The sequence below is a fragment of the Bacillus sp. FSL W8-0848 genome (assembly GCF_038007805.1).
In the GTDB taxonomy this organism is placed as follows: Bacteria; Bacillota; Bacilli; order Bacillales; family Bacillaceae; genus Bacillus; species Bacillus glycinifermentans.
Map to the genome: position 1 here is coordinate 3,460,193 of NZ_JBBOYB010000001.1, position 15,687 is coordinate 3,475,879.

15 protein-coding genes and 1 pseudogene are annotated in these 15,687 nt (G+C 47.7%); 8 read left to right on the plus strand and 8 right to left on the minus strand.

Annotated features, from left to right (window positions below):
• Positions 1-33 precede the first annotated feature (33 nt).
• Genes NSQ39_RS18300 through pgsB form a run of 4 tightly spaced genes read right to left on the minus strand, consistent with a single transcriptional unit; the run spans position 34 to position 3,033 of the window.
• Positions 34-201, minus strand: a complete 168-nt coding sequence (locus NSQ39_RS18300) for a hypothetical protein (protein ID WP_099047078.1) — start codon at positions 199-201, stop codon at positions 34-36.
• Positions 198-1,367, minus strand: a complete 1,170-nt coding sequence (locus NSQ39_RS18305; RefSeq protein WP_175075808.1) for a CapA family protein — start codon at positions 1,365-1,367, stop codon at positions 198-200. Before NSQ39_RS18305 ends, NSQ39_RS18300 begins: the two co-directional genes overlap by 4 nt.
• 19 nt (positions 1,368-1,386) lie before the next feature.
• A complete protein-coding gene (pgsC, locus tag NSQ39_RS18310) occupies positions 1,387-1,836 on the minus strand; it encodes a poly-gamma-glutamate biosynthesis protein PgsC (protein WP_046130123.1) in 450 nt (149 codons plus the stop codon).
• A gap of 15 nt (positions 1,837-1,851) precedes the next feature.
• Positions 1,852-3,033 carry a poly-gamma-glutamate synthase PgsB gene (gene pgsB, locus NSQ39_RS18315; RefSeq protein WP_046130124.1) on the minus strand — a complete coding sequence of 394 codons (1,182 nt, stop codon included), beginning with the start codon at positions 3,031-3,033 and terminating at the stop codon, positions 1,852-1,854.
• A 786-nt stretch (positions 3,034-3,819) separates the two neighbouring features.
• On the opposite strand from pgsB, the gene NSQ39_RS18320 reads away from it, so the two are divergent.
• From NSQ39_RS18320 to rbsB, 6 genes are read left to right on the plus strand one after another with little or no spacing between them, the layout of a single operon-like run.
• Positions 3,820-4,809, plus strand: a complete 990-nt coding sequence (locus tag NSQ39_RS18320; protein ID WP_175075809.1) for a LacI family DNA-binding transcriptional regulator — start codon at positions 3,820-3,822, stop codon at positions 4,807-4,809.
• Positions 4,802-5,683: a ribokinase gene (gene rbsK / locus NSQ39_RS18325; protein WP_175075810.1), complete on the plus strand. Its 882-nt coding sequence runs from the start codon at positions 4,802-4,804 to the stop codon at positions 5,681-5,683. Before NSQ39_RS18320 ends, rbsK begins: the two co-directional genes overlap by 8 nt.
• A complete protein-coding gene (gene rbsD / locus NSQ39_RS18330; RefSeq protein WP_046130127.1) occupies positions 5,680-6,075 on the plus strand; it encodes a D-ribose pyranase in 396 nt (131 codons plus the stop codon). The genes rbsK and rbsD overlap by 4 nt, the downstream gene beginning before the upstream one ends.
• Before the next feature lie 20 nt (positions 6,076-6,095).
• A complete protein-coding gene (locus NSQ39_RS18335; RefSeq protein ID WP_175075811.1) occupies positions 6,096-7,577 on the plus strand; it encodes a sugar ABC transporter ATP-binding protein in 1,482 nt (493 codons plus the stop codon).
• Position 7,578: 1 nt separating this feature from the next.
• Positions 7,579-8,547 carry a ribose ABC transporter permease RbsC gene (rbsC, locus tag NSQ39_RS18340; protein ID WP_175075812.1) on the plus strand — a complete coding sequence of 323 codons (969 nt, stop codon included), beginning with the start codon at positions 7,579-7,581 and terminating at the stop codon, positions 8,545-8,547.
• A gap of 14 nt (positions 8,548-8,561) precedes the next feature.
• Positions 8,562-9,476: a ribose ABC transporter substrate-binding protein RbsB gene (gene rbsB, locus NSQ39_RS18345; protein WP_046130130.1), complete on the plus strand. Its 915-nt coding sequence runs from the start codon at positions 8,562-8,564 to the stop codon at positions 9,474-9,476.
• Between the two features lie 53 nt (positions 9,477-9,529).
• Here rbsB and NSQ39_RS18350 read toward each other — a convergent pair.
• Positions 9,530-10,463, minus strand: a pseudogene (locus NSQ39_RS18350) (LysR family transcriptional regulator).
• 112 nt (positions 10,464-10,575) lie between these two features.
• Here NSQ39_RS18350 and NSQ39_RS18355 point away from each other — a divergent pair.
• Positions 10,576-11,343 carry a class I SAM-dependent methyltransferase gene (locus NSQ39_RS18355; protein ID WP_082094067.1) on the plus strand — a complete coding sequence of 256 codons (768 nt, stop codon included), beginning with the start codon at positions 10,576-10,578 and terminating at the stop codon, positions 11,341-11,343.
• A gap of 46 nt (positions 11,344-11,389) precedes the next feature.
• Here NSQ39_RS18355 and budA read toward each other — a convergent pair whose 3' ends face one another.
• Positions 11,390-12,154 carry an acetolactate decarboxylase gene (budA, locus tag NSQ39_RS18360; protein ID WP_175075813.1) on the minus strand — a complete coding sequence of 255 codons (765 nt, stop codon included), beginning with the start codon at positions 12,152-12,154 and terminating at the stop codon, positions 11,390-11,392.
• Positions 12,155-12,205: 51 nt separating this feature from the next.
• Positions 12,206-13,924, minus strand: coding sequence for an acetolactate synthase AlsS (alsS, locus tag NSQ39_RS18365; RefSeq protein WP_175075814.1), 1,719 nt, complete (start codon positions 13,922-13,924; stop codon positions 12,206-12,208).
• 160 nt (positions 13,925-14,084) lie between these two features.
• On the opposite strand from alsS, the gene alsR reads away from it, so the two are divergent.
• Positions 14,085-14,969, plus strand: coding sequence for an acetoin biosynthesis transcriptional regulator AlsR (alsR, locus tag NSQ39_RS18370; protein ID WP_046130135.1), 885 nt, complete (start codon positions 14,085-14,087; stop codon positions 14,967-14,969).
• Between the two features lie 62 nt (positions 14,970-15,031).
• Here the strand turns inward: alsR and NSQ39_RS18375 are convergent, their stop codons facing one another.
• Positions 15,032-15,631, minus strand: a complete 600-nt coding sequence (locus NSQ39_RS18375; protein WP_175075815.1) for a nitroreductase family protein — start codon at positions 15,629-15,631, stop codon at positions 15,032-15,034.
• Positions 15,632-15,687 lie beyond the last annotated feature (56 nt).

The window sequence follows — 15,687 nt, forward strand, 5'->3', positions numbered from 1 at the left end:
GCCGAGATGCTCTCGAACAGTCTTAGGGATTACTTATTGCTCAGCGCCTGTTGTGTTGTCCTGCTGACGCACTTTCTGCATTTCCGTTGAAATCTTTGCTTTTTCATCGTTTGACAATTCATCAGTGTATTTAAAAGCGGACATGAAGGAAATGATCAGAACGAGTCCTACAAACGGCCATAGCGCTTTAACAAATTTCATTTGTTCGTCACTCCGTTTTCGTTATTTTTCAGTTTGTCGGTATGATCGACTTCAAACGTTAATTTTCCGTTTTCCTCTTTCCAATCCAGGTTTGTCCCTTTTGTCAATTGGCGGAAAATCGCTTCCCGCTTCATGAAATCGCTCTTGCCCAACGGCGACGGCGTTGCTTCGCGAATATTGAGAGGCGTGACCTCGAAACGGCCTTTGCCGTCGTTCATTAAATGGTATTGAACAAGCGCGCTGTCGCGAGTTCTTGACCATCCCTGGTCAAAGACGAAGTTTCCAAGGCTGTAAAAAATAACTGTGCCTTTATACACTTCAATCGGTTCAAGAACGTGCGGGTGAGCGCCGATGATAATGTCGGCTCCCGCATCGGCGATCGCTTTTGCCAAATCTTTCTGCCTGTCGTTCGGTTCGTTGTCATACTCCTGACCCCAGTGAACATGCACGATGACGAGATCGGCTTTTTTGGACGCTTCCGCAATCATCGGAATGAAAATTTTCGGGCTTAACGGCAATACTCCGCCTCTGTCCTTTTTCGCTGTGAAATTTTTCGTGTAGGTGTCTGTAAATCCGAGCGTGGCAATGGTTTCACCGTTCACATTCTGATAAGATACATGCTGCTTCGCATCATCGAGGTTTTTGCCTGCGCCCACGATGTCCAGATTCTCTTCTGTGAACTTATTAAGCGTATCATCCAAACCGTTTTGCCCGTAATCCATCGCATGGTTGTTGGCGAAATTCAGCACATTGAAATTCATTTTTTTCAAGGTTTCCACAGACTCCAGATTGGTTTGAAGGTGAATGTTCTTTTCTGCGGGCTGGTAGTCTTTTTTATTGGTTGCCGGGTTTTCAAAGTTCCCTGTTATATAATCTGACACATCAAAGTATGGCTTCACATGTTTAAAGACACTTTCCGAACCGTGCAGATTCGTCACTTTTTCTACATTTCTGCCCATCATGATATCGCCGACAAAGGTTGCCGTCAGTTTAGCGTCCGTTTGCTTCGCGACTTGTGGAGGAGTTTTGGCGCTTCCAATCCAGGTGAAGACAAACATGAGACAAAATATTACAGGCAATGCGATAAGAACGTGTTTATTCGTTTTCTTTTTCTCCTGCTTTGTCAATTTCAGCAGCTTTTCCTGAAAGTTCAGTTGTTTTTTCATCGTTTTGACACACCTAACTTTAGATTAGATAGTAAGCATACATAATGACGAATGTTGCTCCGCTTAACAAAAGCGTACTTCCGAGCGTAATGGTCAGCCCTTGTCTTTGGATCGTATTGGCTATTAATCCCGGAACGATGATACCGATTCCCCTGAATTCCGCAATCTCAAACGGCATGGCCGGGTAGATGAAATCAAATCCGATTTTAAGAAGAATACCTGTAATCAGCATGGCCGCAAATTTTCTGCGTCCGTACAAAATCATGATCTTTGAAAGTCCGAATTTTACGATCACATATGTCAAGAGACTGACAAAAAGGACGAGCAGCATGAAAATCGGCTGATTGAACACAAGCCCCAAATAACCCGGTACGACAAGTCCCGCCGGTACAATTCCCGTTTTTTCTGCAAATATTAGACTGAGTAAAACTCCTAATATGAGGGCGATATATAAATCTGATCCAAACATTTTGTTCTCTTCCTCCTAGCTAACGAGCTGTTTAATCTTGTAATCTTGAATTTTTTCGATGAGAGGCTCCGCTGCCCCGTGAATATTGCCGATTCCGTAAATGACGCGGCCCTCTAATTTATTTTTCAGCATGAACATAATTTCTTCTGTCGTTTTGTGCTCCAAATCAAACAGCTTGTCCGCAGGAATTTTGCCCGCTTCATACGCTTTGACGATCGGCTCTGTCGTTTCCCCAATCAGCACAAGTTCACTTGCCTCAATATAAGGAAGAACATCATCTGCAAACTGCTGTGTCCTGTCTACCCGGTCGGCGCGGCAGTTCATAATGATGATCGGCTGATCCGTCGGGTAGCCTATTTCCTTCACGCGCTTCCAAATGTTCAGCGTGGAAGCTGCGTCATTTGCCGCAAAACCGTTGACGAAATGGCCAGGGTTTTTGGCGTTCATCAGCGGCAGCACCCTCATCGCTCCCGGATCAGGCGGCGCATTCAACATGCCTTTAAAGGCTGTTTCTTCATCAATTCCCAATGCTTGCGCAACCCCGAGAGCAAGCGACGCATTATCCGGGAACACCATATACTCAAACTGGCGGAGATAATCATCCGTTATTTTCGAGTTATCTGCGATGATGACTTTCGTATTCCGTTTTTCAGCTACTTCTTTAAAGAAATCCGTGTAAGGGCTATCCGTAATAACCAAATGGCCGTTATAAGGAATCGTTGCCGTAAACGCTTCTGCGATTTCATCCAAAGTCGGTCCCATGACATCCATGTGATCTTCAAGAACGTTTACAATTACCCCGATATTAGCCTGAAGCAATTCTTCCTGAAAGATGATTTGGTAATCAGGGTTAACGGCCATACACTCGCTGACGATCGCATTGGCTCCCCTTTCCACCGTCTCTTTCATGACTTCCTTTTGTTCACCGATATTCGGCCCTTGAGGCTTTCTTTTAATCGGCTTTTCTTCCGGTGTGTCCCAATAAATCATCCTTGCATCAGTCCCGGTTGTTTTTCCAACTGTTTTGTAACCTGCTTCGATTAATATCCCTGTTGTTAACCTTGTCACCGTGGACTTTCCGCGTATCCCGTTGATGTTTACCCGGACCGGCAGTGCATCGATGTTTTGCTGATGGCGCCTCTTTTCATAAATGCCGATCCCAACAACGACCACACAGGCTAATAGCATTACCCACATTGTTTGTCTACATCTCCTTCTTGGAATCTGATTGTAAATTCATTCATCAGTATATAGGTTCAATATGAAATCACAATCGGCATTATGTAACAGAAAACGACTTTATTTTTTGTGACAAAGATCATCTCACTTACGTTACTAATACCTACCCTCATATTGATAATTTTGGAAATCGACAGTTCTTATCTCTCACTTATTTTTCAACACATTTCGATGTATGCGTTTTCAAAATTACTCACATTTCGTTTTGTACGTTTATCCCTATTTTCTGAGAAAGGCTGAAAGATGGACTGGCAATGAATCTTTAAACGTCCGAAATCCGCTTATCATAGGGAAAACACCGGTGTTTCCGTTTATTTTTTAATCGGCATACAGTTAAAAAAGTCACCATTTCTGACTGATAAAGAAAAATCCGTCCTATGACACAAAGACTATATCTAAAAAACGCTCATTTCCTTTCTTCAATGAACGGGATTGATTAACAAAACCAAACAATTTGTGAGCCGATCGATTCACCTCGTTTTATCGTTTTTTAGGTTATAATCCTAGGTTTTAAACGGCTCTTAAATTTTTTGATCTATATTTCATCAAACTTTAACATTTTTAATTTTTCTTACTATTCTATTGTTTATGAATTCGACATATTTATGATCCCGTCCCTATATTTTTCTTTCATATATCATTGCTTTGCAGAAATACAGTCTGGCAGTTTTTTTCATTGTCAATTCTTCAAGCTCGTGATACTCTTTGTGTAAACGGTTACATAAAGAGGGGGTGAAGTCTTCGTTGGCCACGATTAAGGATGTCGCACTCGCCGCTAAAGTATCCGTCGCTACGGTTTCCCGCGTTCTAAATGAGTCCGGATACGTCCATGAAGAGACGAAAACCCGGGTTCTAAAAGCGATGGAAGAACTGAATTATCACCCGAATGAAGTAGCCAGATCCCTCTATAAAAGGGAATCGCGGCTGGTCGGGCTGCTGCTTCCCGACATTACAAACCCGTTTTTTCCGCAGCTGGCCAGAGGCGTCGAAGATGAGATTCATCAGCATGGCTTTCGTCTTATCTTCGGAAACAGCGATGAAGATCTTGAAAAAGAGCTCGACTATTTGCAGACATTTAAACAAAATCACGTCGTGGGCGTGATTTCAGCGACAAATCATCCAGATGCGCCAAATTACAAAGATTCATCAATGCCGATCGTCTTTCTGGACAGAACGGGTGCGCATGCGCCGTCTGTTTTTGCGGACGGCAGAGAAGGCGGCCAGATCGCCGCTTCAGAAATCATAAAACGACACTCGAAGCGAATCACTCTTATGAAAGGGCCGGGCCATTTGCAGACGGCAAGAGACCGGTTTAACGGGGCCCTCGATATATTAGGCGAAGCCGACGTCGATTTTCATGTCATGGCGACCGAGACGTTTTCTTTTCAGGAAGCACAGCAGCGGGCTGCCGAGCTGTTTTCCCTATATCCCGGAACAGACGGTATTGTCGCAAGCAATGACATTGTGGCAACGGCCGTTCTGCACGAAGCATTAAAACGGAAGATCAAAGTTCCGGAGGATCTGCAAATTATCGGCTTTGACGATATTCCGCAAAGCGAATTGCTGTTTCCTCCCCTGTCCACGATCAGACAGCCCGCTTATGAGATGGGAAAAGAAGCGGCAAAATTGCTGCTTTCGGTCATGAAAAACGAATATATTGGACAATCGGCTGTGCAAATGCCGGTGACTTTTATTGAAAGACAAACGACGAGAAAGGCGGATGACAATGAGTAAAATATGCGTAATCGGCAGCTCTTCAATGGATTTGGTCGTGACGTCCAAAAAACGTCCGAAAGCCGGGGAAACGGTGCTTGGCGATTCATTTCAGACCGTTCCCGGGGGAAAGGGCGCAAACCAGGCGGTCGCTGCGGCGAGATTGGGCGCAGACGTGTACATGATCGGCTGCGTAGGCGATGACCATTACGGGAAAGCGATCCTGGACAATTTAAAAGCGAACGGTGTTTTGACAGACTATGTGGAACCGGTTACAGGTACAGAAAGCGGCACAGCCCACATCGTACTTGCAGAAGGAGACAACAGCATCATCGTTGTCAAAGGAGCAAACGACCATATAACGCCCGACTATGTCAAACAGGCGCTCCCGGCGGTTCAGCAGGCGGATATCGTGCTGATCCAGCAGGAAATTCCGGAGGACACCGTCGATTATGTCAGCGGGCTGTGCAAATCGCTTAGCATCCCTCTGCTGCTTAACCCGGCGCCGGCCCGGCCTCTCAGACCGGAAACGATCGAAAATGCGGCGTACATGACGCCGAATGAACACGAAGCATCGATTTTGTTTCAAGGCCTTTCCCGTGAAGAAGCGCTAAAACGGTTCCCGTGCAAACTGTTCATCACAGAAGGCAAAAACGGCGTCCGCTATCACAATGGGACCGAGGAACGGCTCATCCCTTCATTTCCGGTTGAACCAGTTGATACAACAGGCGCCGGAGACACCTTCAATGCCGGACTTGCCGTCGCTCTTTCAGAAGGTAAGGATATCGAAGCAGCCCTGCGTTTTGCCAACCGTGCAGCATCCCTGTCCGTATTACAATTCGGGGCACAAGGCGGAATGCCAAAACGGGCCGAAGTGGAGCGGGCGCTGTCATGAAAAAACACGGCATATTAAACAGCCATATCGCCAAAGTGCTCGCCGACCTCGGGCATACCGACACCATCGTCATCGCAGACGCCGGTTTGCCCGTTCCGCCCGGGGTTCTGAAAATCGATTTGGCTCTGACACTGGGAACCCCCGGCTTTCAAGACGTCGCAAAGCTGATTGCCGGAGAAATGGCAGTCGAAAAAGTAACCGCGGCTGAAGAAATTAAAACAGGCAATCCGGAGCAGAACGCATTTTTACACGGACACTTTGCAAAGCAGACGATTGAATATATGTCACACGAGGCATTTAAAGAAGCGACAAAGCAGGCAAAAGCCGTGATCCGTACCGGGGAAGCAACCCCTTATGCAAACTGCATATTGCATGCCGGGGTGATTTTTTAAATAGAAGGAAGGTGCAGCAGGTGTATATCGAAATGAAGGACATCTATAAAGCATTTGGTCAAAACCGGGTGTTAACAGGCGTTTCCTTCGAGCTTCACGAAGGCGAAGTCCATGCCTTGATGGGAGAAAACGGCGCCGGAAAATCAACATTGATGAATCTATTAACAGGCCTTCACAAGCTTGACAGCGGAACGATCAAAATCAACGGCAGAGAAACCTATTTTTCCGGTCCGAAAGAAGCTGAACAACACGGCATTGCCTTTATCCATCAAGAGCTGAATATTTGGCCTGACATGACCGTATTGGAAAATCTGTATATCGGCCGGGAACTGTCTTCAAAACTCGGATTTTTAAACAGCAAGAAAATGAAAGCGCTAGCAAAAGAGCAATTTGAAAAACTCGGAGTCTCCATTTCTCTTGAAAAAGAAGCCGGGCTCTGTTCGGTGGGCCAGCAGCAAATGATAGAAATCGCCAAAGCGCTGATGACCGATGCAAAGGTGATCATCATGGACGAACCGACCGCGGCCCTGACCGACCGGGAAATCAACAAATTGTTTGCCGTTATCGAATCGTTAAAGAAAAACGGCGTTTCCATCGTTTATATTTCCCATCGCATGGAAGAAATTTTTGCGATTTGCGACAGGATTACGGTGATGCGCGACGGAAATACGGTCGATACGAAAAACATTTCCGATACCGATTTTCATGAAGTCGTCAAAAAGATGGTCGGCCGGGAGCTCACAGAGCGCTATCCTGAGCGGAATCCAAAGCCCGGCCGAATCGTTCTTGAGGTCAGGGGCGCAACGAAAAAAGGATTATTCGAAAATATCAGCTTTCACGTCCGCGCCGGTGAAATCGTCGGCGTCTCCGGGCTGATGGGCGCGGGCCGCATGGAAATCATGAGAGCGATCTTCGGCCTCGATCCGCTCGATGCGGGCGCCATTTTGATCGACGGCAAAAAAGCGGTGATCAAAACGCCGAGCGATGCGGTGCAAAAAGGCATCGGCCTGATTACCGAAAACCGGAAGGACGAAGGGCTTGTGCTTGACGCATCGATTCGGGAAAACATCGCACTGCCGAATCTTGCAAGCTTTTCCCCTAAAGGATGGATCGATCACAAAAGCGAACAGCAATTCGTCGACCTTTTGATCAAGCGGCTTATGATCAAAACGGATTCTTCGGAAACGCCGGTCGGCAGCCTTTCAGGCGGAAACCAGCAAAAAGCGGTGATCGCCAAATGGATCGGCATCGGGCCGAAAGTGCTGATCCTGGATGAGCCGACACGGGGCGTCGATGTCGGGGCAAAACGGGAAATTTATCAGCTGATGAATGAGCTGACAGACCGCGGCGTCGCGATCTTAATGGTCTCCTCCGAGCTTCCCGAGATTCTCGGCATGAGCGACCGCGTGCTTGTCATCCGCGAAGGAAGCTTAAGCGGAGAACTATCGCGGCAAGACGCCACACAAGAACGGATTATGACACTCGCTACAGGAGGGCTGTAACATGAACACTCAACCCGCAAAAGAAATGGGAAAAAACGTGTATCTCGACTCTATTTTGCAAAAGCTCGGTGCGTTTCTCGGCCTCATCATTCTTGTTGTTATCGTATCGCTGTTAAACCCGGGCTTTTTAGAACCATTAAATATTTTAAACCTGTTAAGACAGGTCGCCATTAATGCTTTGATTGCGTTCGGTATGACTTTTGTTATTCTGACCGGGGGGATCGACCTGTCCGTCGGAGCAATTCTCGCCCTTTCAAGCGCTTTAATCGCAGGGATGATCACGGGCGGAATCGACCCGATACTCGCGGTCGTCATCGGCTGTCTGATCGGGGCATTGCTCGGCATGGTAAACGGACTTTTGATCACGAAGGGGAAAATGGCTCCATTTATCGCAACGCTGGCGACAATGACGATTTTCCGCGGCCTCACGATGGTGTATACGGACGGAAATCCGATTACGGGGCTCGGTAACCACTACGGCTTTCAGCTATTCGGACGCGGATACTTTTTAGGCATCCCCGTCCCCGCCGTCACGATGGCAGCCGCCTTTATCCTGCTTTGGGCCATCCTTCACAAGACGCCGTTCGGCCGCCGCACATATGCGATCGGCGGCAATGAAAAAGCGGCGCTCATTTCAGGCATCAAGGTATCCCGCATCAAGATCATGATCTATTCTCTCGCAGGCCTTTTATCTGCATTAGCGGGCGCCATTTTGACGTCGCGCCTCAATTCGGCGCAGCCGACGGCAGGGACCTCTTATGAGCTGGACGCCATCGCCGCGGTCGTATTGGGCGGAACAAGCCTTGCCGGAGGAAGGGGAAGAATCGCCGGCACGTTGATCGGCGTGCTGATCATCGGGACATTAAACAACGGCTTGAACCTGCTCGGCGTTTCTTCGTTTTTCCAAATGGTCGTCAAAGGGATCGTCATCTTGATCGCAGTTTTGCTTGACCGCAAGAAATCCGCATAAGGGGGACACGATTCATGAAAAAATTGCTAACGGTAGTTACGGCGCTGGCGCTGCTTTTCCTGTCAGCCTGTTCATTGGAGCCGCCTGAGTGGGCGAAGCCCAAAAAAGAAAACGGAAAAGAAATCAAAATCGGTTTATCTGTCTCAACGCTGAAAAACCCGTTTTTCGTATCGTTAAAAAACGGCGTTGTGAATGAAGCGAAAAAACGCGGCATCAAAGTGATCGTCGTTGACGCCCAGGACGATTCGGCAAAACAGACAAACGATGTCGAGGACCTTCTTCAGCAAGGCGTTGACGCGCTGCTGATTAATCCGGCCGATTCATCGGCGATTTCCACCGCCGTCCAATCGGCAAATTCGCTCGGCATCCCGGTCGTTACCCTTGACAGATCTGCCGAAAAAGGAAAAGTTGAAACCCTTGTGGCTTCAGATAATGTCAAGGGCGGACAAATGGCGGCCGATTACATCGTTGAACGGCTCGGCAAAAGCGCAAAAGTCGCCGAGCTCGAGGGCGTTCCGGGCGCGTCTGCTACGCGGGAACGGGGTTCAGGCTTTCACAAAACAGCCGACCAAAAGCTCGATGTCATCGCAAGGCAAACGGCCGACTTTGACCGCACAAAGGGATTAAACGTCATGGAGAACCTCCTGCAGGGAAATCCTGATATTCAAGCCGTATTCGCCCACAATGACGAAATGGCGCTCGGTGCGATCGAAGCGATCAGAAGCTCGGGGAAAGACATTCTCGTCGTTGGATTTGACGGAAATGAAGATGCGATTAAAGCGGTCAAAACGGGAGAAATGGCGGCAACGATCGCCCAGCAGCCTGAATTGATCGGAAAGCTTGCCGTCCAGGCGGCGCAAGATATTCTGAACGGCAAAAAAGTCGATAAAACCATACCTGCTCCGCTAAAGCTGGAAAAATCAAAATGATTCTCGGGTAACCCGCCAGGCGGCCTGCGGAGCGAAACGGCTAGACCTCTTGATCACAAGAGGTCTTTTTTCAAGCTGTTTTGCGCCGTCTCCATAAAAGCTTGTGCGGCGAGACTGACATAACAGCTTTCCGAATAAGCAAACACAATCGTTCGGGTCGGTGCAGATTGCAAAGGGACATAGACGAGACGCGGAGACGATTTCCTCATCACCATTTGCGGGACAATCGTGACGCCCATTCCGTTTTCAACGAGGGACTGTGCGGTTTCAATGCTGCTCGTTTTGAATGTGACCTTTGGTTTGAACCCTGCTTTTGCGCACAAATCAAGCACCGTTCTGCGGAAACCGTATCCCTCTTTTAATAAAATAAACGGCACATCCTCGGCAGCTTGCAAGGAAACGGCTCTTTTTTCGGTCTCTCTCCGAACAGAATAAATGAACGACTGCATCTGTTCAGTCATCCAGCTCTGCTTTTCAAACGGAACGGCGAGAAAAAGCGGCTCCGTCAATATCGGAACGGTAACGAGCCGTTCATTATCGATGGGCAGCGGCAAAATCGCCAAATCAATTTCGCCTTTTTCCGTCATTTGTTCTAATGCTGCAGGTGATTCTTCTATCAGCTGAACGCGCACGCCCGGATGTTTTTCAAAAAACGTCTTCAATAGCGGAGGCAAAAGGTGCCCTCCCGTTACCGCAGGTACACCGATCGACAGCCCCGTACCCATCCCCTGGCGCTGATCCTGCATTTCGCGCAGCAGATCGTCTCTTGCCCGCAATATGTCCTGGGCTCTTTGAATAAACCTCATTCCTTGCGGAGTGGGTGACACGGCTCCCCTTTTTCGATAACAAAGGAAAACCGAGCTCGCCCTCCAGTTTTTTGATCTGCTGGCTCAGCGATGGCTGGGCGATGTGGAGGCTGTCAGCCGCCTTCGTAAAGCTGCCTTTTTTATATATTTCCGCCGTGTATTCAAAAAGCCTCATATCCATGGCCGCACCTCCATAGTTTCAGACTATTGTATTCATACATTTTATATCTTGGACTGATAGATGTCGATGTCGTTACGATAAATCTATAACCATTTTAAGGAGGATGATGGTTATGAAAACGAGAGCACAACAGCAATTTTCGAAAAACGCTGAGCAATACCGTGATGAACCGCTGTTTTCAGCAGGAAAGGATCTTGAAGCAATGGTAAAAAGCGTGCCGCTTGCAGGAGATGAAGCCCTGCTTGACGTCGGAGCGGGAGCGGGGCATACAGCGATTGCATTTTCGCCCTTCGTCATGCAGTGCACAGGCATCGATGTTACTGAGGAAATGGTCAAGACCGCTGCCCTTTATGCGAAAGAAAAAAACGCCTGCAATGTGACGTTTCTTCAAGGAGATGCGGAAAAGCTCGATTTCCCGGACGCTTCTTTTGATATCGTCACATGCCGGTTTGCGGCTCATCATTTCCCTGACATCAGCCGGGCGATGTCAGAAATCGCCCGCGTATTAAAGCAGGGGGGCAACTTTATCCTCGTGGACCATCACGCACCTGAAGACAAGGCCCTCGACCAGTTTATCAATCGGCTCAATCGGATGAGAGACCCGTCGCACGTCCGGGAATATTCGCTGGCCGAATGGAACAAATGGTTTGAAGAAAACGGCCTGGATTATATGGAACAGGGAAGGTGGAACATCCCCATTGAATACGACAACTGGATTCACCGGGGAGCGGTACCTGAGGAAAAAAGGCCGGACATTGCCGCCCATTTGACCGGATCATCACAAGCATGCCGCGATGAATTCCAAATTGTCCTGGCCGAAAACGGCCATCCGCTTTCATTCTGCCTTAAAGGGGTGTTGATTTTAGGAAAGAAGCGGTAATGGCTGAAAAAAAGCCCTCTTTTTTCGGAAAGAGGGCTTCACTTCATTATTGCTCCGGATTTCCTTCCGTCGCTTCAATGCCTGCCACAAGATCGTGGCTTGCTAAATCAGCTTTAAAGAAATCCTTCGTATTCGGCAATCTGAGGTTCATATTCAGTTTTTGCGAAATCTGAACCGTACATTTTTCGATTTCATAATCAAATACATGTCCGCCGCCATTGCGATCTTCATCAATAAAATGAAGGTGGAAGCCTGATACGGCGATGCCGTGGGCAAACTGAGGCGTCCAAAAACCGACGATCGTGCCTTTGATGTCGTCAAAATCGAAGATCGGCTGGGATTTCACCGCTTCGACCATCGGCACGTACGGTTTTTCCTGCAATTCCACCGTTCTCGTTTTTACTTTTTTAAAGACGCCGTCCATGCGGATCGCGTAAAACAGGTTTTCGCTCGGCATGATCTTCTTCATCTCTTTTTCAAACTCTTCGAGCGTCATTCGCTGATTGATCTCATGGTAAATGTCCGGACGGAAGAACGTCAGCGAACAAAAAGGAGAACAGTCCGTTTCTTGAACGGGATAGGCTTTTCCATCTGAACGGAGACGGTAAAACTCGCCGTCAAACCCGATCAGTTCCCCGTCGAGCTGATTAAACGTGCCGATCCCGAAGTCGCCGTGCTCTTTTATTTCCGACATGTAAAAGTCCCCGTCATAAATACCGTCCAATAGGGAAACCATCGTTGAGACCTGATAGACCTGGTCAAGATTTTTATCGATGGATTGAATGACTTTCTGCTTGCTTATACTTTTCATTTTCCTCTTTTCACTCCCTTGATTTTAATATGATGACTGAACGTGCTGTGATCAAGATTGCTTAGAGGTTTCTTTTTTTAATTGTTCCTCAAACGCTTTAGGGAAACGTTGGTCTGCCAAATGAATGTTGTCGCTGTAATCGACAGGAATATCAATGACGACAGGACCCTCTGCATCAAGACCCTGCTGAAGCACTTCTTTCAATTCTTCCGGCGAATTAACCCTTAAGCCTTTTGCTCCAAAGCTTTCAGCGTATTTTACAATATCTATATTGCCAAAGTCGACTCCGGAAGTCCGGTTGTATTTCATTTCCTGCTGGAACGCCACCATGTCATATGCGCTGTCATTCCATACAAGGTGTACGATCGGAGCTTTTAATCTGACCGCTGTTTCCAATTCCATCGCCGAGAACAGGAAGCCGCCGTCTCCTGAAACGGATACGATTTTTTGTCCCGGGTTTACAATAGATGCTGCAATCGCCCAAGGCAAAGCGACGCCGAGCGTCTGCATGCCGTTTGAAATCAGCAGGCCAAGCGGACGGTAGCATCGGAAATATCTAGACATCCAAATGGCATGAGAGCCAATATCGCATGTCACCGTGACATCATCGCTCACCAAATTGCGCAAATCGTGAATGATTTGCAGCGGATGCACGCGGTCTGATTGCTTCTCTTTAGGGGGCTCGCTTTGTTCCTTCAATGCTTTGCTTAACTGATGTAGCACAGGCACGAGCGATTTGTCGATTGAGACAGGAAGCGAATCGTGTTCAATATGGTCCAAAGTCGCTGCGATATCCCCGATTAGTTCGATGTCCGGCTGATAATCGTGATCGATTTCCGCTTGAATTTCATCTAGGTGAATAATGCTTCGTTCGCCTTTTTTATTCCACAATACCGGATCGTATTCAATCGGATCGTACCCGACCGTCAAGACGACATCCGCTTTTTCCAATAAAATATCTCCGGGCTGATTGCAGAATAATCCAATTCGTCCGAAGTATTGGTCTTCCAAATCATGAGCAAGCGTTCCCGCTGCCTGATACGTTTCGACAAACGGAAGCTTCACTTTTCTCAGCAGACGGCGGACAGCTTCTATTGCTTCAGGTCTTCCGCCTTTCATTCCGACAAGCACGACAGGAAGGTTTGCATTTTGAATTTTGGCGATGGCCGCACTGATGAGTTCATCCGGAGCTGCGCCCAGTTTCGGCGCAGGCAAGGTTCCTACCGGTTTAGCGGTAGCCGGACCGGCTGTTACGTCCTGCGGAAAGCTGAGAAAGGCTGCGCCGGCCTGTCCAGAAGCTGCCGCTCTGAACGCATTTGTTACGGCTTCAGGAATATTGTTAGGATCTTCAACTTCTGCGCTGTATTTCGTAATCGGCTGAAATAACGCCGCATTATCCATTGATTGATGGGTCTTTTTAAGACGATCCGCTCTCTTTACAGCACCAGCAAGAGCAACAACCGGATCTCCTTCTGTATTGGCTGTTACAAGACCGGTAGCTAAATTAGAAGCTCCCGGACCTGAGGTCACCAGGCAAACACCGGGCTTTCCAGTCAATCGTCCGACTGCCGCCGCCATAAATGCTGCATTTTGCTCGTGACGGCATACGATCAATTCAGGCCCTTTGTCTTTCAACACGTCAAATACCGCATCGATTTTTGCTCCCGGAATACCGAAAACATGAGTGACACCCTGCTGAATGAGACTATCCACCACAAGCTCTGCTCCTCTTACCGTAAGAGTTTCATTTTCAGCGGCTACTTTTTTCAAAGCCCTCACTCCTCCATTTTCATTCATTTACAATGAATTTTTAATAAAATTATTGTATTATTAAATATACATCTTGTGGAAATTGTTTTCCAATACTTCTTTGTCTTACAATTAATATGTAAAACGACTGAAATCGCATTCAGAAAGGAATGAGTGAAAAATGGAGCTGCGCCACCTTCGTTATTTTATGGTTGTAGCCGAAGAGCTGCATTTCGGAAAAGCAGCTCTTCGGCTGAAAATGACTCAGCCTCCGCTCAGCCAGCAGATTAAGCAGCTAGAAAGTGAGATTGGCGTCACCTTGCTGAAGAGGTCAAAAAGAGCCGTCAAGCTGACGGCGGCAGGCGGCGTTTTTTTAAAGCAGATAAAAGAAGGCCTGTCCCAGATCGATCAGGCGGTTGACATGGCCCAGCGGACCGCCCGGGGTGAACTCGGCAGGCTCGTGATCGGCTTTGTCGGCTCGGCGACATACGAAATTATGCCGCCGATCATCAGGGAGTACCGCAGACAATTCCCTTCAGTCAACATTGAATTGCGGGAGCTGTCGACCCCAAACCAAATCGAAGCCTTATTAAACGGACACATCGACATCGGCGTTTTGCACCCTCCGTTAGGAAACGATGAACTGAAGTCATACACAGTGAAGAAAAGCCATTGCGTACTCGCGCTTCCTAAATACCACCCGCTTACTAAAAAATCCCGGATTTATCTGCGTGATCTTGAAGACGAGTCACTGATTGCGATCGACAAATCAGCATGGCCTTCTTTATACACTGACTTCATTTTTTCGTGCGAGCAGGCCGGCTTCGTTCCCAACATCGCCCAGGAAGCGACCGAATATCAAATGGTGATCGGCCTCGTATCTGCCGGAATGGGGGTTGCGGTCGTGCCGACGGCGGCCAAACGGCTGTTTAACCTTGATGTGGTCTACAGGGAAATCGATGACCTTTCGCTTCGGGCAGAATGGGTCACCGCCCACAGAAAGGACAACCGCAATCCGGCTTTGCAGCATTTTATAGAAGTTTCGAATGAGGTTTCAACATCATAGACTGGTAGAATATGCAGCAAAATACCCAATGAACGGCCGTTCATTGGGTATTTTTGTTCCTTTTATTTATGGATTTTCACGCGTTCTGAAATCGGCGCGAAATCTTTTTCTCCAGGCTCTGCTACTGGATGGCCGAACGGCATTTGCGCGATCAGCTTCCAGCTTTCAGGGATGTTCCATTCTTTTTTGACTTCCTCATCAACGAGCGGGTTGTAGTGCTGCAAAGTAGCTCCGAGACCTTCGCTCTCCAAAGCGGTCCATACGACAAGCTGGAGCATGCCAGAAGACTGCTCAGACCAGATTGGGAAATTGTCTTTATACAATGCAAATTGTTCTTGAAGTCCTTTAATGACGTTTTGATCTTCGAAAAACAGAACCGTGCCGTAGCCGCTGCCGAAAGCGTTCATTTTTTCTTCCGTGCTTGCAAATTGATCGGCAGGAACGATTTTTCGCAGCGTTTCGGTTGTGATTTCCCAAAACTTATCATGCTGCCCGCCCAATAGAACAACGGCCCTTGAGCTTTGCGAATTGAATGATGACGGGGTGTGGTTGACGGCAAACTCGACGATTTCCCGAATTTTGTCGTCCGATACCTTTACATCTTTAGAGATTCCATAAATTGAACGCCTTTCTTTAATCGCGGTGTAAAAATCTTTAGCCAACGTTTTCGCCTCCCAAATTATCTCGATTTCGAGATAATTATAGCTCGTGGAAAAAA